The organism is Streptomyces rapamycinicus NRRL 5491 (assembly GCF_024298965.1).
GTDB classification, from domain to species: domain Bacteria; phylum Actinomycetota; class Actinomycetes; order Streptomycetales; family Streptomycetaceae; genus Streptomyces; species Streptomyces rapamycinicus.
In genome coordinates, this window is record NZ_CP085193.1 from 11059938 (window position 1) to 11080369 (window position 20432).

Here is a 20432-nt window from a genome sequence, read left to right on the forward strand (position 1 = left end):
ATGGGGTGCCCGTCTGACGCGGGCGACGCCGGTCGGTGGCGCGGGTGAGGTTGCGGCGATGTGGTGTGGGCGTGGTACCGCGTTGGTCACCGGTGGTACGGGTGCTCTGGGTAGCCGGGTGGCGCGTTGGCTGGTGGACAGGGGTGTGGAGCGGGTGGTGGTGACGAGTCGTCGGGGGGTCGAGGCGCCTGGTGCTGCCGAGTTGGTGGCTGAGCTGGGGATGCGTGTGCGGATTGTGGCTTGTGATGTCGGTGACCGTGAGGCGCTCGCGGCTGTTCTGGCGGCGGTCCCTGATGTGCGCACCGTCGTGCATGCGGCGGGTGTTCTCGATGACGGGGTGCTTGAATCGCTGGTCCCTGAGCGGGTCCGTGAGGTGATGCGGGCCAAGGCTGATGGCGCGCGCCATCTTCACGAGTTGACCCGTGACGCCGATCTCGATGCCTTCGTGTTGTTCTCCTCGGCGGCCGGGACTGTGGGCAGTGCGGGTCAGGGGAGCTATGCGGCGGCCAACGCTGTCCTGGACGGGCTGGCGTGGCGGCGCCGGGCGGAGGGCCTGGTGGCCACGTCGGTGGCCTGGGGAGCCTGGGCCGAATCCGGTATGGCCGCGGAGGTGGCGCGGTCGCAGGGAATGGATCCGACGTCGGCGCTCGCCGCTCTGGGGCAGGTGCTGGCCGCTGACGAGACCACGGTGATGGTGGCCGACATCGACTGGGCGGCCTTCGGGGCCCGGTTCACCGCCGCACGGCCGAGCCCGCTGCTCAGCGAGTTGCTCGGCGACGGATCCGTGCCGACCGCGGCGGCCGACGGCGAACCGGCCGACGCGTTCGCCACCCGTCTGGAGGCCATGGCCGAGCGGGAGCGGGCGGCCACCGTGCTGGACCTCGTCCGTAGGCAGGTGGCCGCTGTTCTGGGACACGCGGCAGCCGAGGCGATCGACCCGGCCCGGCCCTTCCAGGAGATCGGCTTCGACTCGCTCACCGCGGTGGAGCTGCGGAACCGGCTCACCGCGGCCACCGGGGTACGGTTCCCGGCTTCCGTGATCTACGACTACCCGACCCCGGCCGCGCTCGCCGAGCATGTGTGCCGGGAGGCGCTGGGCCTGGGCGGACGGACACCGGCCCCGGTGGTGGTACGCCCGGTGGACGGCGAACCGATCGCCATCATCGGAATGAGCTGCCGTTTCCCCGGCGGGGTGAGCTCGCCGGAGGACCTGTGGGGGCTGCTGGCCGAGGGCCGTGACGCCGTGTCGGAGTTCCCGGCGGACCGTGGCTGGAACCTGGCCGAGCTGTACGACCCGGATCCCGACCACCCTGGCTCCTCGTACGTCCGGGCGGGCGGATTCCTCGATGACGCGGCCGCGTTCGACCCCGGCTTCTTCGGCATTTCGCCACGCGAGGCGCTCGCGATGGACCCGCAGCAGCGGCTGCTGCTGGAGGTCGCCTGGGAGGCGTTCGAGCGCGCCCATACGTCCCCCGCCACCCTCAAGGGCAGCCGGACCGGCGTGTTCATCGGGACCAACGGCCAGGACTACGCCGCTCTGGCGAGCGGGGCCCCGCGGAGCGCGGAAGGGTATCTGGGCACGGGCAGCGCCGCCAGTGTCGCCTCGGGCCGGCTGGCGTACACCTTCGGCCTCGAGGGCCCGGCGGTCACCGTGGACACGGCCTGTTCGTCGTCGCTGGTCGCGCTGCACCTCGCGGCACAGGCCCTGCGCTCCGGCGAATGCTCCTTGGCCTTGGCCGGCGGCGCGACCGTCATGGCCACTCCGGCGGCCTTCCTGGAATTCTCCCGTCAGCGTGCGTTGGCGGCCGATGGGCGCTGCAAGGCGTTCGCGGCGGCGGCGGACGGCACCGGATGGGGTGAGGGCGTCGGCATGCTCCTGGTGGAGCGGCTCTCCGACGCGGAGCGCAACGGCCACCGGGTGCTGGCGGTGATGCGTGGCTCCGCCGTCAATCAGGACGGCGCGTCCAACGGGCTCACGGCGCCGAACGGCCCGTCGCAGCAGCGAGTGATCCGTCAGGCCCTGGCGAACGCCCGGCTGTCCGCCACGGACATCGACGTGGTGGAGGCGCACGGCACCGGCACCAGCCTCGGCGACCCGATCGAGGCGCAGGCACTGCTTGCCACGTACGGTCAGGGCCGGGCTGAGAACACGCCACTCTGGCTCGGCTCGGTGAAGTCCAACATCGGGCACACCCAGGCGGCCGCCGGCGTGGCCGGTGTGATCAAGATGGTCATGGCCATGCGACACGGTGTACTGCCGCCGACACTGCATGTCGACTCGCCCTCGCCCCATGTGGACTGGGCGGCGGGCCAGGTCGAGTTGCTCGTCGAAGCGAGGGAGTGGCCGCGGACCGGCGCTCCTCGCCGGGCGGGTGTGTCCTCGTTCGGGGTCAGTGGCACCAACGCCCATGTGATCGTCGAGCAGGGGCCGGTGGTGGCCCGGCCCGATCGGGCGCGCGGATCCGACCTGGAGCTGCCCGTGCCGTGGGTGTTGTCAGGTGCGGGAGAGGCCGGGCTGAGGGCCCAGGTCGAGCGTTTGGCGTCCTTCATCGACGCCCATCCGGGCCTGGATCCCGCCGATGTCGGGTGGACGCTGGTGGCCGGCCGTTCGCGTCAGTCGCACCGCGCCGTAGTGGTGGGTGCGGACCTCGCGGAGCTACGACGTGGACTGGACGTCGTCTCGACCGGTGGCGCCGCCCGGTCCGGCCGCAAGGTGGTGTTCGTCTTCCCCGGCCAGGGGTCGCAGTGGGCCGGAATGGCCTTGGAACTGCTGGAGTCTTCGCCGGTGTTCGCGGGGCGGATGGGTGAATGCGCCGATGCGCTGGCTCCGTTCGTCGAGTGGTCGCTGTTGGACGTGTTGGGTGACGAGGTGGCGCTCGGCCGGGTTGATGTGGTGCAGCCGGTGTTGTGGGCGGTGATGGTGTCGCTGGCCGAGCTGTGGCGTTCGTACGGTGTGGTGCCGTCGGTGGTGGTGGGTCATTCGCAGGGTGAGATCGCGGCGGCGTGTGTGGCCGGGGGTCTTTCGCTGGAGGACGGTGCCCGTGTGGTGGCCTTGCGGAGCAGGGCGCTGCTCGCCCTGTCGGGCCGGGGCGGGATGGTGTCCGTACCGGTGCCCGCCGATCGGCTCCGTGACCGTCCGGGGTTGTCGGTGGCGGCGGTGAATGGTCCGGCGTCGACGGTGGTGTCCGGGGCGGTTGAGGTGCTGGACGGGGTGCTGGCGGAGTTCCCGGAGGCCAAACGCATTCCGGTGGATTACGCCTCGCACTCCCCGCAGGTGGCCGAGATCCAGCGGGAGCTGGCGGACGTGCTGGCGCCGGTCCGGCCGCGCGGTGGGCACGTCGCGTTCCACTCGACGGTGACCGGACGGCTCACCGACACCTCCGAACTCGACGCCGACTACTGGTACCGCAACCTCCGGCACACGGTGGAATTCCAGAGCACCGTCGAAGCCCTGATGAACCAGGGCCACACCGTGTTCGTCGAGGTGAGCCCGCACCCCGTGCTGACCATCGGCATCCAGGACACCGTCGAGACCCCAGACACCCCCGACACCACGGACGCCACCGGCGCCCCCGATGCCGCTGACACCGCTGACGTCTCCGGCACCGCCGACGTCACCGGCGCCGACATCGTCGTCACCGGAACGCTGCGCCGCGACGACGGTGGCCCCGCCCGCTTCCTCACCGTACTCGGCGACCTCCACACCCGGGGCGTGGACGTGGACTGGCGCCCGGTCTTCACCGGGGCCCGGACGGTGGACCTTCCCACCTACGCCTTCCAACGGGAACGCTTCTGGCTGAAGCCCGCGCGGGCGGTGACCCAGGCGTCCGGGCTGGGCCTCGGCGATATCGAGCACCCCCTGCTGGGCGCGGTACTGCCCCTGCCCGGGGACGAGGGCGGCGTGCTGACCGGACTGCTCTCCCTGGACGGACAGCCCTGGCTGGCCCACCACATGGTGCGGGACACGGTGGTCTTCCCCGGCACGGGATTCGTCGAACTCGCCCTGCGGGCCGGTCAGCACTTCGGCCACTCGGTGGTGGAGGAGCTGACCCTGCAGACCCCGCTGGTGGTGCCGGACCAGGGCGGGGTCCAGGTACAGGTGGCCGTCTCGGCGGTGGACGAACGGGGCCGGAGGCCGGTCACGGTGCACTCGTGCCGCGCCGGGGAGTGGGTGCTGCACGCCTCGGGCACCCTCGGCATCCTCGGCACCCCCGGCGCCACCGGAGCCCCCGGCGCCACCGGAGCCCCCGGCGCCACCGGCGCCCCCGGCGCCCCCGGCGCCCCCGGCGCCCCCGGCGCCCCCGGCGCCCCCGACGTCACCGGGCCGCGCCCCGCCGAGGTGGCCCGGCCCCTGCAGGTCTGGCCGCCCGAGGGCGCGCGGAGCCTCGATGTCTCGGGGATGTACGAGGCGATGGCGGAGCGCGGTTACGGGTACGGTCCCACCTTCCAAGGGCTGCGCGCCGCGTGGACACGGGACGACGAGATCTACGCCGAAGTGGCTCTGGAGCCGGAGGCACAGGACGTGGCGGCGCGGTGCGGTGCGCATCCGGCCCTGCTCGACGCCGCGTTGCACGGAGTGGGGCTCGGCCGCTTCCTCACCGACCCCGGCCAGGCGTATCTGCCGTTCTCCTGGAGCGGGGTGGCGCTGCACGCGGTCGGCGCCTCCGCCATCCGCGTGGTGCTCTCCCCGGCCGGTCCGGACGCGGTGTCGCTGGAGGTGACGGACCCGACGGGAGCGCCTGTGCTGTCGGTGGCGTCGCTCTCGTTGCGTCCGCTGACCAGCGAGCGGATCGCGGACACCCGAGGGGTGGACCAGGATTCGCTGTACCGCGTGGACTGGGTCGAGATTCCGCTGCCGACTGCCCCGGCAGGTTCGGCCCCGGCCGAGTACGACGCGTCACCGACGTTCGACGCCCCGGTCGAGTACGACACTCTCGCCCTCGACGCCCTCGACGCCCTCGACGCTCCCGACGTTCCCGACGTTCCCGTGCCCGACGCGGTGGTGCTGCCGTGTGAGTCGGCCGGTGACGCGGTGTCCACCGTCGTGTGCCGGGCGCTGGCGGCGGTACGGCGATGGCTCGCCGACGAGCGCTGTGCCCGGTCGCGGCTGGCCGTGCTGACGCGCGGCGCGATGGCGACCGCTCCCGGCGAGAGCGTCGAAGACCTCGGCGCGGCGGCGGTCTGGGGCCTGCTCCGCAGCGCACAGGCCGAGCATCCTGACCGCTTCGTCCTCGTCGACCACGACGGCCACCAGGATTCCCGTACGGTGCTTGCCGCCGCGTTGGCCGCCGCGGCGGACGGTGGCCATGCGCATCTCGCGCTGCGCCGTGGCCGTGTCCTGACGCCTCAGCTCGCTCCGCTCACCCCGTCCGCGACCGCCCTGTCCACCACCACACCGCCCGCCACCACACCGCCCGCCGCCACTCCGCCCGCCGCCACTCCGCCCGCCGCCACCCCGGCCCCGGAGGCCGGGGCACCCTGGCGAATGGACGTCACCAGTCAGGGCACGCTGGAGAATCTGGCCGCCGTCCCCTGCCCGGAGGCCGCCGGTGTCCTCGGCGCCGGACAGGTGCGGGTGGCGATGCACGCGGCCGGGGTGAACTTCCGGGACGTCGTCGTCGCCCTCGGCATGATCCCCGGTCAGGACGTCATCGGCAGCGAGGGTGCCGGAGTGGTGCTCGACATCGGCCCCGATGTGTCCGGCCTGGCGCCCGGTGACCGAGTGATGGGTCTGTTCTCCGGGGCGTTCGGTCCCGTGGCGGTGACCGATCACCGGCTGTTGGCGCGGCTGCCGGAAGGCTGGTCGTTCGCCGACGCCGCGGCCACGCCGGTGGTGTTCCTGACCGCCATGTACGGGCTGATGGATCTGGCCGGTCTGCGCCCTGGCGAGTCGGTGCTGGTGCACTCGGCCGCGGGCGGGGTCGGCATGGCCGCGACACAGGTGGCCCGCTGGCTCGACGCCGAGGTGTACGCCACCGCGAGCCCCGGGAAGTGGGACGCGTTGCGCGCCGGAGGAGTGGCGGACGACCGGATCGCCTCGTCCCGCTCCTTGGAGTTCGCCGACCGCTTCGGCCGGGTGGACGTGGTGCTGAACTCGCTGGCGGGCGAGTACGTGGACGCCTCGCTCGGCCTGCTCGCCGACGGTGGCCGTTTCCTGGAGATGGGCAAGACCGACATCCGCGACGGTGAGCGCGTGGCCGCGGAGCACGGGGTGCGGTATCAGGCGTTCGATCTCATGGACGCGGGGCCCGACCGGGTCGGGGAACTGCTCCGGCTGCTGGTGTCGCTCTTCGAGCGAGGGATCTTCACCGCACTGCCGACCCGCGTCTGGGACGTCCGGCAGGCGGGTGACGCGCTGCGCTTCCTCTCCCAGGCACGCCACATCGGCAAGCTGGTGCTGTCCATTCCGCAGCCGCTGCGGGAGGGGGACACCGTGCTCATCACCGGTGGCACCGGCACACTGGGTGGGCTGGTCGCCCGTCACCTGGTCGAACGGCACGGAGTACGGGATCTCGTCCTGGCCGGCCGACGGGGGCCGGACGCCCCGGGCACGGCCGAACTCGCCGCCGCCCTGCGCGAATACGGCGCCCGCGTGCGGGTGGTGGCCTGTGACGTGGCCGACCGGGACCAGCTGGCACGGCTGCTGGACACCGTCCCCGGCCTGCGGATGGTGGTGCACACCGCGGGTGTGCTCGACGACGGGGTGATCGAGTCGCTCACCCCGGAGCGGGTGCGCGAGGTCCTGAGGCCGAAGGTGGACGCCGCCTGGTATCTGCACGAGCTGACGGCCGGTCGTGAGCTGGCGGAATTCGTGGTGTTCTCCTCGGCCGCGGGTGTTCTGGGAAGCCCCGGGCAGGGCGCCTACGCGGCGGCGAACGCCTGGCTGGACGCGCTGATGGCGCATCGCCGGGCCGCCGGGCTGCCGGGTCTCTCCGTGGCCTGGGGGCTGTGGGCCGAGCGCAGCGGGATGACCGGCCACCTGTCGGACCGGGACCTCGCCCGGATGGCCAGGGCGGGCGCCACGACTCTCACTACCGATCAGGGGCTCCGGCTCCTGGACAGCGCCAGGGCGGCCACCGAGGCGCTCGTGCTGGCCACACCGCTGGACGCCACGGCGCTGCGGGCACAGGCCGACGCCGGGGCGCTGCCCGCGCTCTTCCGCGGTCTGGTCCGCACGCCGATCCGCCGTGCGGCCGGCGCGGGCCCGGTGGCGGACGAGTCGTCGCTGCGGGGCAGGATGGCCGCGATGCCGGTCGCCGAGCGCGAACAGCTGGTGCTGGACCTGGTCCGTACGCAGGTGGCGACCGTGCTGGGGCACGGCACTCCCGCCGCGGTCGATACGGCGCGTACGTTCGCGGAGACCGGCTTCGACTCGCTCACGGCCGTCGAGCTGCGCAACCGGCTGCGCACCGCCACCGGGGTCGGGCTGCCGGCCACCGCGATCTTCGACTATCCGACACCGGCGGTCCTGGCCGGTCATCTCCTCCGGGAGCTGGACGGCACCGTCGGCGAGGCCGTGACACGGCCCGCCGCCCCGGCCACCGCCACCGACCGGGACCCGATCGTGATCGTCGGAATGGCCTGCCGCTATCCGGGCGGAGTGACGTCGCCCGAGGAGCTGTGGGAGCTGCTCGCCACCGGGCGCGACGCGGTCGCGGATCTGCCGGACGACCGGGGATGGGACCTGGACGGCCTGTACAGCGCCGATCCGGACAGCTCGGGCACCTCGTACGTCCGCGCCGGTGGCTTCGTGTACGACGCGGGCGAGTTCGACGCCGGATTCTTCGGGATCTCGCCGCGCGAGGCGCTCGCGATGGATCCGCAGCAGCGGCTGCTGCTGGAGGTGGCCTGGGAGGCGGTGGAGCGGGCCGGTATTCCGGCCGCGTCGCTGAAGGGGAGCCAGACCGGGGTGTTCGTCGGTGCCGCCGCACAGGGCTACGGAACGGGGGCCGGGCAGGCGGCGGAGGGCTCCGAGGGCTACTTCCTGACCGGTGGCGCGGGCAGCGTGGTCTCCGGCCGGCTCTCGTACACCTTCGGCCTGGAGGGGTCGGCGGTCACCGTGGACACCGCCTGTTCGTCGTCGCTGGTCGCGCTGCACCTGGCGGCGCAGGCGCTACGGTCCGGCGAGTGCTCGCTGGCACTGGCGGGCGGGGTGACGGTGATGGCCACCCCGGGCATCTTCGTGGAGTTCTCCCGTCAGCGCGGACTGGCCGCCGACGGCCGCTGCAAGGCGTTCGCCGACGCGGCGGACGGCACGGGCTGGGGTGAGGGCGTCGGCATGCTGCTGCTGGAGCGGCTGTCCGACGCCCGCCGCAACGGCCACCGGGTCCTGGCGGTCGTACGGGGCTCCGCCGTCAACCAGGACGGCGCCTCGAACGGCCTGACGGCGCCGAACGGGCCCTCGCAGCAGCGGGTGATCCGGGCCGCGCTGGCGAACGCCGGGCTGGCCGCGTCGGACGTGGACGCGGTGGAGGCACACGGCACCGGCACCAGCCTGGGCGACCCGATCGAGGCACAGGCGCTGCTGGCCACCTACGGGCAGGAGCGCGAACGGCCGTTGCTGCTGGGCTCGATCAAGTCGAACATCGGGCACACCCAGTCGGCCGCGGGAGTGGCCGGTGTGATCAAGATGGTGCTGGCGATGCGGCACGGGGCGCTGCCCCGGACCCTGCACGTGGACGAGCCGTCGACCCATGTGGACTGGTCGGCCGGTGCGGTGGAGCTGCTGACCGAGCCCGCGGAGTGGCCGGGGGCCTCCCGCCCCCGCCGGGCCGGGGTGTCCTCGTTCGGGGTGAGCGGGACCAACGCCCATGTGATCCTCGAACAGCCACCCGCGGAGGCGGAGTCCGGGCCCGCTCCGGAGTCGGAGTCCGGGCCCGCCCCGGCGGTGATGCCATGGGTGCTCTCCGGCCAGGGCGAGCGCGGACTGCGGGCGCAGGCCGCCCGGTTGCGGTCCTTTCTGGCCGCGCGCCCCGAGTCCGGCCCGGCCGACGTGGGCTGGTCGCTGGCCGCCACCCGTTCGGCGCTCTCGCACCGGGCCGCGGTGGTCGGGGCGGACCGGGCGGAGCTGCTGGACGGACTGGCCGCGCTGGCGGCCGGCGAGCCCGCGCCGGGCGTGGTCCTGGGCACCGCGGACCCGGGCCGGGTGGGCGTGCTGTTCGCGGGCCAGGGGACCCAACGGGTCGGTATGGGGCGTGAGTTGTACCAGGTGTTCCCGGTTTTCGCGGCGGCGTGGGACGAGGTGTGCGCCGCGCTCGACCCGCATCTGGACCGTCCGCTCGACGAGGTGGTGACCGACGCCACCGGCGCGCTGGACGCCACCACGTACACGCAGGCGGGCCTGTTCGCCCTCGAAGTGTCGCTGTTCCGGCTGATGTCCTCCTGGGGGGTGCGGCCGGACTATCTGCTGGGCCACTCCATCGGCGAGCTGGCGGCCGCGCATGTGGCCGGTCTGTGGTCGCTGGAGGACGCCGCCAAGGTGGTGGCGGCCCGGGGCCGGCTCATGGGCGCGCTGCCGCCGGGCGGGGCGATGGTGGCCCTGGCCGCGCCGGAGGACCAGGTACGGCCGTTCCTGGCCGACCGGGTCGCCCTCGCGGCCGTGAACGGGCCGTCGTCGGTCGTGGTGTCCGGGGACGAGGACGCGGTGTGCGGTGTGGCCGAGGCGTTCGCCGACCGCGGGGTGAAGACGCGGCGGCTGCGGGTCGGCCACGCCTTCCACTCGCCGCTGATGGACGAGATGCTCATCGCGTTCGCCGAGGTACTCGGCACGGTGGACTTCCACACCCCGCGGATAGCGGTGGTGTCGAACCTCTCCGGCGCGGTGGCGGGGGAGGAACTGTGCTCCCCCGGTTACTGGGTGCGGCAGGTGCGGGAGACGGTGCGGTTCGCCGCCGGGCTGGAGCGTCTGCGGGAGCTCGGCACGGGCACCTTCCTCGAACTCGGGCCGGACGGCACCCTCACCGCCTTGGCCCAGGCCCAGGTCGCCGGGGCGGACGCCGAGTTCATCCCCACTCTGCGCGCCGACCGGCCCGAGCCGGTCACGGTCACCACCGCCCTCGCCCAGTTGCACACCCACGGTGTGGAGCCGGACTGGTCCGCGGTCTTCCCCGGCGCCCGCCGGGCCGAGCTGCCGACCTACGCCTTCCAGCGCTCCCGCTTCTGGCTGGAGCCCTCCCGTACACCCGGCGACGCGGCCGACTTCGGGCTCGGCGCGCTGGATCATCCGCTGGTCGGCGCGAGCGTTCCGCTGCCCGACGCGGACGGCGTTCTGCTCACCGGCCGGGTCTCCGCCGACGCCCACTCCTGGCTGACCGGTCGGCGGACGCTGGGTGTGCCCCTGTTCCCGGCGACCGGCTTCCTGGAACTGGTGCTCCAGGCGGGGTTCCAGTGCGACTGCCGGACGGTGGACGAACTCACCATCCATGAACCACTCGTCCTCCCCGAGCGAGGCGGGGTCGAGGTGCAGGTGTCCGTCCGTGGCGCCGACGAGTCCGGCCGCCGCCCGGTCACCGTGTACTGTCGCCGCGACCAGCGGTGGGTCCGGCATGCCACGGCCGTCCTCGGCGCGGACCGGCCGCCCGCGCCGGAGCGGCGCCCCGAGCCCTGGCCGCCCACCGGCGCCCGGCCGCTGGAGTCCGGCGGGACACCGGCGTGGCGCCGTGACGACGAGGTCTTCCTGGACATCGAGCTGCCCGAGGTGGCCGGGGCCGGGGCCGAACGCTGGGCGCTGCATCCCGCCCTGCTCGAACCGGCGTTGCGCGGGGAGGCGCTGGCAGGGCTGGTCACCGCGGCCGAGGGGACCCATCTGCCGTTCTCCTGGGCGGGGATCACCCTGCACACGACGGGTGCCACGAGACTGCGGGCCACCCTCGCGCCCGTCGGCCCGGACACGGTCTCGCTCCACGTGGCCGACGCCGCCGGAACCCCCGTACTGTCGGTGAACTCGCTGGTGCTCCGCCCGGTGTCCGGACATCGGCTGCGGCAGGCCAACGCGGCACTGTTCCGTCCGGTGTGGGCGGCTTGCCGTACGCGGGCCGAACCGGACACCGGCACCGTCCGGTGGGGGCTCATCGGCGACCCGGATGCCTGGAAACCGGACACGCTCGGCGCGCCGGTCGCGGTGTATCCGGACCTGTCGGCCATCGAGGACGTGCCGGACGTCATCCTCCTGCCGTGCGTATCCGAGGGCGGGACGGCGTCCGAGGTGGCCGTCCGCGTAGCCGAAGCCGTGCGGACGTGGCTGGCCGGGGAGCGGTTCGCCGCTTCGCGTCTGGTGCTGGTGACCCGGGGTGCGCTCGCCACGGCGGCCGGTGAGGACGTCGAGGACCTGGCCGCGGCCGGGGTGTGGTCGCTGGTCGAGCCCCGCCAAGTGGCCGTGGCGGGACGGCTGACACTCGTCGACACCGATGCGTGCGATCTGCGTATGCTGCCCGCCGCGGTGGCCGTGGGAGAGGACCGGGTCGTGGTCCGGGCGGGAGCGGTGCTGGTACCGGACCTGGTCACGCCGGTGGCCACCCGGCAGGATCCGCCCGCCTGGGGCCCGGGGACGGTGCTGGTCACCGGTGGGTCGGCCATGGCTGTCTCCCGCCACCTGGCCGCCGAACACGGTGTGCGGGACCTGGTCCTGGCCGGGGACGGCGACGCGGCCGAACTGGCGGCCCTCGGAGCCACGGTTCGGCTCGCCCCGTGTGACCCGGCGGACGGTGAGGCGCTGGCAGCGCTGCTGGCGGAGATTCCCGGACTGCGGAGCGTGGTGCACACCGCGGCCGACGCCCCGGATCCGACCCGGGCCGGCGCGCTCTCCCCGGAAACCCTGCGGCCACAGCTGCGGTCGAGGGTGGAGGCGGCCTGGAACCTGCACCTGGCTACTCGGGGCCTGGAACTGGACCGTTTTGTGCTGTTCACTTGCGCCGACGGGACGCTGGGCCCCGCGTACGCCGACGCGCTGGCCGCACACCGGCGGGCTCGCGGACTGCCCGCGGTGTCCGTCTCCACCGATCTGGGCCTCACTCTGTTCGACGAGGCGTGCGCCGGGCTCGGGGAGGCGGTCCGGGTCACCACCGAAACGCCGGTCCCCGCACGCACCGAAGCGGACCGGCGGCCGGTGGAACAGCCCCCGGCGACCGAGGCTTCCGCGACCACGCTGCTGGAGCGGCTGGCCGGGCGGACGGAGGACGAGCAGGACGAGATCCTGCTGGAGCTGGTCCGTGGCCAGGTCGCCATGGTGCTCGGCCATCCCGACGCCACCATGATCGACCCGGACCGAGGCTTCGTGGACCTGGGCCTCGACTCGGTGGCGGCCCTGAAGCTCCGCAACCAGCTGGCCGGAGCCACCAGGCTCGAGCTGCCCGCCAGCCTCACCTTCGACCACCCCACGGCCGTCGACCTCGCCCGCCATCTGCGCGCCGAAATGCTGCCCGATGACGCGGCGGCCGCCATTCTCGTGCTCGAAGAGCTCAACAAACTCGACGATTCGATCCTCGTGCTCGACCCGGCAGGCGCGGCACGGGTGCGGATCTCGACCCTGCTCCAGGACCTGGCCGCGAAGTGGGTCGAGCCGATGGATCGTCCATGACCACACACCATCACTTGACACGCATACGAGGGAGTCAACAGTGAGCGAGACCTTGTCCCTTCCGGGGACCGTGAAGGCCGAACGGCGTTGTCCGTACGACCCGCCGGAGGCACACCGCCGACTGCGGGACGCGGGCGAACTGGGCAAACTGGAGCTGCCCGGCGGTCTGGTGATGTGGTTCCTGACCAAGCACGACGACATCAGGACCATGCTGGCCGACTCCCGGTTCAGTGGTGCGAGGGTGCCGTTCCCGGCGATGAGCCCGGAGATACCCGCGGGCTTCTTCTTCTCCATGGACCCGCCGGACCACACCCGCTACCGCCGCACCCTCACTGCCGAGTTCTCGGTGCGCGGTGCACGCGAACTGACCGGCCGGATCGAGCGGCTGGCCGACCGGCACCTCGATGCGATGGAGGCGGCGGGCACGAGCGCGGACCTCGTGGCGGCCTATGCCAGCCCGGTGCCCGCGATGGTGATCTCCGAAATCCTCGGCGTGCCGTACACCTACCACCAGAAGTTCGACCACGAGGTACGCACGCTCCGGGAGACCGGCGGCGACGATCAGGCCGTCGGCGCGATGGCGACCGCGTGGTGGGACGAGATGCGCGGATTCGTGCGTGCCAAGCGGGCAGAGCCCGGGGACGACATGATCAGCAGGCTGCTGCACGATGACGTCGAGGGCGGTGCGCTGACCGACGAGGAGGTGGTCGGCATCGCCATGACCATCATTTTCGCCGGTCATGAACCGGTGGAGAACCTGATCGGCCTCGGCATGCTGGCGCTGTTCCAGGACCATGAGCAGCTGACCCGGCTGCGGGAAAACCCCGACCTCATTGACAGCGCCGTGGAGGAGTTCCTTCGGTACTTCCCTGTCAACAACTTCGGCACCGTGCGTACCGCCACCGAGGATGCCGTGATCAACGGTCACCCCATCGCGAAGGGCGAGATCGTGGCCGGTCTGGTGTCCACCGCCAACCGGGACCCCGAGCGGTTCGCCGACCCCGACCACCTTGTCCTCGACCGGTCGCACACCTCGCACCTCGCGTTCGGGCACGGTGTGCACCAGTGTCTGGGCCAGCAGCTGGCGAGGGTGGAATTGAAGGTGCTCCTACAGCGGCTGCTCGTCAGGTTCCCCGCGCTGCGGCTGGCGGTGGCCCCGGAGGAGATCAGGTACCGGGAGAACACCTCGTTCTACGGTGTCCACGAGCTGCCGGTGACCTGGGCGGCCGAATAGCCGCGACCGGGGCCGTAAGGCACGGTGCGGGCGGTGGCCGCGGGGTCCGGCGCGAACGGTCGCCGGATACCCGGCCACCGGCTCATCGTGACCGCGGACCTCAAGAGCCGAGCCGGCCGCCGGTCAGCCGGGCCAGCGGGCGGCGACGGCGAGCCGCGCGCCTGCGCAGGACGACCGCGGTGGTGGCGCCCGCCGCGGCGGCACCGGCACCGGCGACGGCTGCCAGGACCTTCCGTGCCTTGATCGCCACCCAGGCCGAACCCGCCGCCGCGGCCGCCTTCTTGGGCGCCTCAGCGGCCACCGTACGACCGGTGGTCACGGCCTTCCCGGCGGCCACTTGAGCCTTGTCGGCGGCGACATGCGCGGTGTGCGCCGCGCTCGTCGCCGCGCCGGCCGCGGCGGTCTTCGCCGTGGTCTCCGCCTTGCCCGCGGTGTCCTTGGCCTTTTCCGCGGTCTCCTTGGCCTTGGTGGCGGTGGCCTTCGTGTTCACGTCGGTGCTCCGGGTAGTGTGTGCGTTCCTTTTCTCGGTCATGTTCACCGCGTTACCACTCGACCCGACAGCAAACCCGCGCCCCCGGGGGCATTGGCGCCCTCGGATCATTCGGTGTCCGAGCCACCCGAGTCGCCCGAGCCGCGCCGCTGCTGGAACAGCACAAACCCTCCGGCCAGGGCGAACAGACAGACGCCGATGATGATGCCCACGGCGGGCCACGCGGATCCGCCGTCAGACGCCTCCGACTCGAACGTCAGGGTGACATTCTTTGCCAGGGCGCGGGAGCCGGAGGCGCTCACCTCGGTGTGAGCCAGGGCGGGGGCCGCCGTGGCGAGGACGAGCGCCGAGGTGGCGACGGCCAGGGCGCCGATCCGCCGCGGGCGGCACGGCAGACGATGTGCTTTCACGGTATCTCTCCTCGTCCGAGGGGCGGGCACCCGAGCCCTCCGCACCGGTCACCCGGCGCGCTCACCAGGTGTGTTCACATTCTCCGGTACGTACGGCCCGGGTGCGATGTTCAGGACGGCACGGGAGCCGTGTCCCAGTGCGGTGATGTGCCCGGTGGTCAGGTGGTGGGCAGGTCGAGGGCCGTTCCGTACAGCCGGGACACCCGGATCCTGATCACGACCCGCCGGTCCGCCACCAACTGCTCCAGGAAGGCCGTCTCGTCGTGTGGATCGGCGAAACCGGGCGTCATGGACAGCAGTTCCCGCCCGACCGCGTCCCCGGCGACGGCCGTCACCTCCGACACCTCCGCTTCGCCCTCGGCGACAGCGAACGACCAGCCGTCCGGGGCGCCCACATGCACGGCGGCGCGCGGGTCGCGGCGCAGCTGACGCACCTTGAGCCGGTCGGCGGTCGAGGAGACGCGCAGCACGCGCTCCCCGGGGCTCCACTGGTGGATCACGGTCGACAGATGGGGGTGGCCGCTGCGCTTGACGGTGGCGAGCACACCGAACCGCTGGTCCCGCAGTGTCCGGGACAGCTCCTCCTCGGTGAGCACCCGGGGCGCGGGTCCGGCACCGGGCTTCGTCTCGGCGCCGCTCGCCGGGCTCTTGTCCTCGGTCGTCATCATATGAGTGAACCTTTCGCAGGTGGTGATGGCGGAGGAGGGGATCAGGCGGTGGTGACCGGTGTGGCGGGCGGATTGGCGTTCCGCGGCATGGCAGGGGGCTTCCGGGCAGGTCGTCGCAGTACGGTGACCGCCACCGCGAAGGCCGTCACGATGAGTCCGGTGCCGACGGCGAAGGCCAGGTGGTAGCCGCCGGTCAGCGCCTCGGCCCGGCCCTCGCCCCGGGCGAGCAGGGCGTCCGTGCGGGAGGCGGCCAGGGTGGACAGCACCGCGACGCCCAGCGCCATGCCGATCTGCTGGGTGGTGTTGAACAGCCCGGAGACGAGCCCGGCGTCGTCCTCCTTCGCGCCGGACATTCCAAGGCTGGTCAGCGCCGGGAGGGCCAGCCCGAAACCGGCGGCGAGCAGCATCACCGGGAGGAGGTCGGGGACGTACCGGGCGTGCGTGGGGACGCGGATGAGCAGGCCGAGAACGCCGGTCAGGAGGACCAGCCCGGTCAGCAGTACCGCGCGGTCGCCGAAGCGGGCGCTGAGCCGCGCGGGGACGCCGAGGGACACCGCGCCGATGGCGATGGCGGCCGGGAGCATGGCCAGACCGGTTCTGGTGGCGTCGTACCCCAGCACATTGCGCAGATAGAGGGCGACGAGGATCTGGAACGAGAAGAGCGCGGCCACCATCAGGAGCTGGACCAGATTGGCCCCCGCCACCCCGCGCGACCGCAGGATCCGCAGGGGCATCAGCGGCGTGCGGGCGGTGGCCTGGCGGACCAGGAACAGGGCGATCAGGACGATGGAGACGGCGCCGAGGGCGAGTGTGTGCGCCGCCGTCCAGCCGTAGTCCGCCACCTTGACCACAGTGTAGATGCCCAGCATCAGCCCGGCCGTGACGAGCAGGGCGCCGAGGACATCGGCGCCCGCCGCGAGGCCCGGCCCGCGGTCGGCGGGCAGGACGGGTATGGCGACCGCGAGCGTCAGCAGCCCGATCGGCAGATTGATCAGGAAGATCCAGTGCCAGCTGAGCGCGTCGGTGAGGAGACCGCCGAGCACCTGGCCGATCGACGCTCCGGCGGCGCCGGTGAAGCTGAACACGGCGATCGCCTTTGACCGTTCGGCGGGTTCGCTGAAGAGCGTGACGAGGATGCCCAGGCTGACCGCCGAGGCCATCGCGCTGCCGACCCCCTGGAGGAAACGTGCGGCGATCAGCGTCGCGGGGGAGGTGGCCACGGCCGCGAGCAGCGAGGCCGCGGTGAACACCGCGGTGCCGGCCAGGAATACGCGCTTGCGCCCGATGAGATCGCCGATGCGGCCGCCGAGCAGCAGCAGACCGCCGAACGCGATCAGGTAGGCGTTGACGACCCAGCTGAGCCCGGCGGGGGAGAACCGCAGATCGCTCTGGATGGCGGGCATGGCCACGGTCACGATGCTGCCGTCGAGGATCACCATCAGCATCCCGGTGGCGATGACCCCGAGGGCCAGTTGGCGTGAAGGGGGAACGCGGGGAGACGCCGGGTCGGAAGAGGTGGCGGACATGCGGACACTCCTGTCAGTAGGCGCGACAGGAGTGACCGTAGCAGATGGTTTTGTTGCAGACTATTTGTTTCGGCTCTACTTGGGCGGTCGTGTGACGGGCCGCGCGGGTGTCTCCGCTCTACTTCTCGCGCTGCCGCGCCCTCCGGGCCGGGCGGGGGCTCTCGGCGGGCGTGGCCAGATGCCCCTCGGACAGCCGGGTCAACGCCCTTACCAGTGCGGCGCGTTGGGTCTCGGGTAGCGCTGCCAGCGCCTCACGGTGGACTCGGTCCACGATCTCCTGGCTCCGCTCGGCGATCCGCGCACCCTCCTCGGTGACCGCGATGATCCGGGCCCGGCGATCATGGGTAGCGGCGCGTCGCTCCGCAAGCCCTGCCTTCTCCAGGGCATCCACCGTCACCACCATCGTGGTCTTGTCCATGTCGCCGATCTCGGCGAGCTGCGCCTGGGTGCGCTCCTCCGCCAGGGCGTGGACCAGTACGCAGTGCATCCGCGACGTCAGCCCGATCTCGGCGAGCGCGGCCGACATCTGGGTGCGGAGGACGTGGCTGGTGTGGTCGAGGAGGAACGACAGGTCGGGTTCGGTCTTGGTGGGCGCCATGGCGGTCATGTGGCCCAGGGTAACAATTCGATCCGTACTGGATTATCCGGAACAGTCCATCTGGAGGGTCGGAGGTCCAGGAGGTCCAGGAGGTCAGGGGGCCAGGCGGACCGCGGGCACGGGTCAGCCATTGCGGTAGAGGGTGGTGAGCAGCTCGACCGCGGTCTGGGTGGCGGGGTGCGGATCGTCCCGCCACCAGGCGAGGCGTACCGCGATCGGCTCGGCGTCGCGGACCGGCCGGTAGGCGATTCCGGGCCTCGGATACTGGTTGGCGGTGGACTCCGCCGTCATCCCGACGCAGCGGCCCGCGGAGATCACGGTGAGCCAGTCCTCCACGTCGTGGGTCTCCTCCGTGGCCGGCCGGGAGTCGGGCGGCCACAGCTCCGCGGTGGTCGTGCCGGTCCTGCGGTCGACCAGCAGGGTACGCCCGCTGAGGTCGGCCAGCCGGACCGAGCGGCGCCTGGCGAGCGGGTCGTCGGCGGCCACGGCGCACAGCCGCCGCTCCAGCCCGACGATGGCGGAGTCGAAGCGGCGCTCGTCGAGCGGTCTGCGCACCACGGCCAGGTCGCAGGCGCCCTCCGTCAGCCCCGCGGTGGCGGAATTGACGCGGACGAGGTGCAGCTCCGTTTCGGGGTACGCCTGCGCCCAGCGGCGCTGGAAGGCGGGGGTGTGGCGGCCGAGCGCGGACCAGGCGTAGCCGATCCGCAGATGGGCGTGGCCCGATACGGCCTCCCGGATCAGGCCGTCCACCTCGGCCAGCACCCGCCGGGCGTGTGCCACCACGCGCAGCCCGGTGCCCGTCGGGGTCACCTCGCGGGAGGTGCGCCGCAACAGCCGTGTGCCCAGGGCGCGTTCGAGCGCGGCCACGGCCCGGGACACGGCCGCCTGGGAGACGCCGAGCGCGATGGCGGCGTCGGTGAAGGTGCCCTCGTCGACGATCGTGACGAGGCAGCGAAGTTGCCGCAGCTCCACATCCATACGTCCAGCGTATAGATGGAGTGCGGAACGCATTTTGCGCATGCATGGGCCGGGCGCACGATCGACGCATGCGACTCGCCCCCGCGTCACGCACCCCGTCCCCACGAGCGACGGAAACCGCGCACCGGACCGCGCCGACCCCTGCCGACTCCGGCCCGGGGCCGGGCCTGGACCCGGACCCGGGCCCGGGCGCGGGCCCGGGCGCGGGCCCGAACCCGGAGCAGGGCCTGGAGCGGGACCTGGCCCCTGACCTGGATCAACGGCCGGCCGGACGGCGGTTCGCCGGAGTGGCCACGATGATCGGCAGCGGGCTGTCCAACCAGACCGGCGCCGCGATCGGATCCCAGGCGTTCCCCGTCATCGGCCCGGTCGGGGTCGTCGCCGTCCGCCAGTACGTGGCCGCGATCGTCCTGCTGGCTGTCGGCAGGCCGCGGCTGCGGAGCTTCACCGGGTGGCAGTGGCGGCCGGTGGTGGGGCTCGCCGTGGTGTTCGGCACCATGAATCTGTCCCTCTACAGCGCCATCGACCGCATCGGCCTCGGCCTGGCGGTGACCCTGGAGTTCCTCGGCCCGCTCTGCATCGCGCTCGCCGGGTCACGGCGCCGCGTGGACGCCTGCTGTGCGCTCGTCGCGGCGGCCGCCGTGGTGAGCCTCATGCGTCCGCGCCCCTCGGCCGACTATCTGGGCATGGGGCTGGGGTTGCTGGCCGCCGTGTGCTGGGCCTCGTACATCCTGCTCAACCGCACCGTGGGGCGGCGGGTCCCCGGCGCCGAGGGGTCGGCGGCGGCCGCGGGGATCTCCGCGCTGATGTTCCTGCCGGTCGGGATCGCCGTCGCCGTCCACCAGCCGCCGACCGTGAGCGCCGCGGCGTACGCCATCGTCGCGGGCGTCCTCTCCTCGGCCGTGCCGTACCTCGCGGACCTGTTCACCTTGCGCCGTGTGCCCGCCCAGGCGTTCGGGCTCTTCATGAGCGTCAACCCCGTCCTCGCCGCGCTGGTCGGCTGGGTCGGTCTGGAGCAGCGCCTGGGGTGGACGGAGTGGATCAGCGTGGGCGCCATCGTCGCGGCCAACGCGCTGAGCATCCTCACCCGGCGCGGCTGAATGACCAGCGGGGCCGGCCCGGCGCCTCGGATGGCCTGGGCCCGGGGGCGGAGGCGTCTTCCGTCCCCGGGCCACCGCTCAGCCCGTGGCCTCGAACAGCGCCTCCGCGGCGGCGATCGCCTCGGCCAGGGCGGTGGGCTCCGGCCGCAGCCCCGCCACGATCGTGTCGATGCCACGCAGGTCCGCCCGCTGGAGGAGCCGCTTCTCGTTGGTCACCCACTCACCGCGCGCCGCCAGCACCGCGTGCGCCGTCTGCAGGGCGGCGGTCGCCACCGCGCCCGCGACCTCGGTGGCCTGGCCACGTGTCACGTACGCGGCCGAGGCGTACCGCAGGGTCAGGGCCGCGCGCCCGCGCCATACCGGGGGCGCCGCCGCACGCAGCGCCCCCGGGTACTCGGGCCGGGGCAGGGTGCCCCGCAGCACCTGGTTGAGGGCGAGTTCGGCCACCACCAGATAGCTGGGGATGCCCGCGAGGTGGAACATCAGCGGCTCCCAGTGGAAGCGGCCCTGCCGCGACTCGGCGAGTTCGTGTTCCACCACCTCGAGGTCGCGGTAGTGGATGTCCACGCGCCGTCCGTCGATGGTCAGCCAGGCGCCCCCGTTGAAGACACCGCCGCCCCACTCGCCGAGCCCGGAGACCTCGCCCTCCCAGCCGACGGCCCGCAGCGTGGCCGGGTCGAAGCCGCCCCGGTAGTACAGGGCCAGGTCCCAGTCGCTCTCCGGGGTGTGGGTGCCCTGCGCACGCGAACCCCCGAGGGTGACGGCGCGCACGGCGGGCAGGGCGGCGAGTCGCTCCGCGACATCGTCGAGGAACATGGCGTCGGTCATGGCGTCGGTCATGGCGTCGGTCATAC

Annotated in this window: 10 protein-coding genes (1 of these 10 only partly in view); 3 read left to right on the plus strand and 7 right to left on the minus strand. The window is 72.9% G+C overall.

Features of this window, described 5'->3' with window-relative positions:
- On the plus strand, positions 1 to 12574 hold the 3' end of the coding sequence (locus LIV37_RS45820) for a type I polyketide synthase (protein ID WP_167525946.1). It extends 21110 nt beyond the left edge of the window; only the last 12574 of its 33684 coding nucleotides appear in the window; its start codon lies off the left edge, out of view; the stop codon is at positions 12572 to 12574.
- A gap of 40 nt (positions 12575 to 12614) precedes the next feature.
- The gene (locus LIV37_RS45825) at positions 12615 to 13808 is read left to right on the plus strand and encodes a cytochrome P450 (protein WP_020873898.1); all 1194 of its coding nucleotides are present in this window, start codon (positions 12615 to 12617) and stop codon (positions 13806 to 13808) included.
- Between the two features lie 100 nt (positions 13809 to 13908).
- Here the strand turns inward: LIV37_RS45825 and LIV37_RS45830 are convergent, their stop codons facing one another.
- From LIV37_RS45830 to LIV37_RS45855, 6 genes are all read right to left on the minus strand, one after another.
- The gene (locus tag LIV37_RS45830; RefSeq protein WP_020873899.1) at positions 13909 to 14298 is read right to left on the minus strand and encodes a hypothetical protein; all 390 of its coding nucleotides are present in this window, start codon (positions 14296 to 14298) and stop codon (positions 13909 to 13911) included.
- Between the two features lie 107 nt (positions 14299 to 14405).
- Positions 14406 to 14708, minus strand: a complete 303-nt coding sequence (locus tag LIV37_RS45835) for a hypothetical protein (RefSeq protein WP_020873900.1) — start codon at positions 14706 to 14708, stop codon at positions 14406 to 14408.
- Positions 14709 to 14866: 158 nt separating this feature from the next.
- Entirely contained in the window at positions 14867 to 15376 is a 510-nt protein-coding gene (locus LIV37_RS45840) for a pyridoxamine 5'-phosphate oxidase family protein (RefSeq protein WP_020873901.1), read from the minus strand.
- Positions 15377 to 15417: 41 nt separating this feature from the next.
- Entirely contained in the window at positions 15418 to 16902 is a 1485-nt protein-coding gene (locus LIV37_RS45845) for an MFS transporter (RefSeq protein WP_020873902.1), read from the minus strand.
- Positions 16903 to 17020: 118 nt separating this feature from the next.
- On the minus strand, positions 17021 to 17509 hold the full coding sequence (locus LIV37_RS45850) for a MarR family winged helix-turn-helix transcriptional regulator (protein ID WP_020873903.1): 489 nt from the start codon (positions 17507 to 17509) through the stop codon (positions 17021 to 17023).
- 114 nt (positions 17510 to 17623) lie between these two features.
- Entirely contained in the window at positions 17624 to 18478 is an 855-nt protein-coding gene (locus LIV37_RS45855) for a LysR family transcriptional regulator (RefSeq protein WP_020873904.1), read from the minus strand.
- A 68-nt stretch (positions 18479 to 18546) separates the two neighbouring features.
- Between LIV37_RS45855 and LIV37_RS45860 the strand changes: the two genes are divergently transcribed.
- Positions 18547 to 19578, plus strand: coding sequence for an EamA family transporter (locus LIV37_RS45860; RefSeq protein ID WP_020873905.1), 1032 nt, complete (start codon positions 18547 to 18549; stop codon positions 19576 to 19578).
- Between the two features lie 78 nt (positions 19579 to 19656).
- Here the strand turns inward: LIV37_RS45860 and LIV37_RS45865 are convergent, their stop codons facing one another.
- A complete protein-coding gene (locus tag LIV37_RS45865; RefSeq protein WP_020873906.1) occupies positions 19657 to 20430 on the minus strand; it encodes a nucleotidyltransferase domain-containing protein in 774 nt (257 codons plus the stop codon).
- Positions 20431 to 20432: the final 2 nt, after the last annotated feature.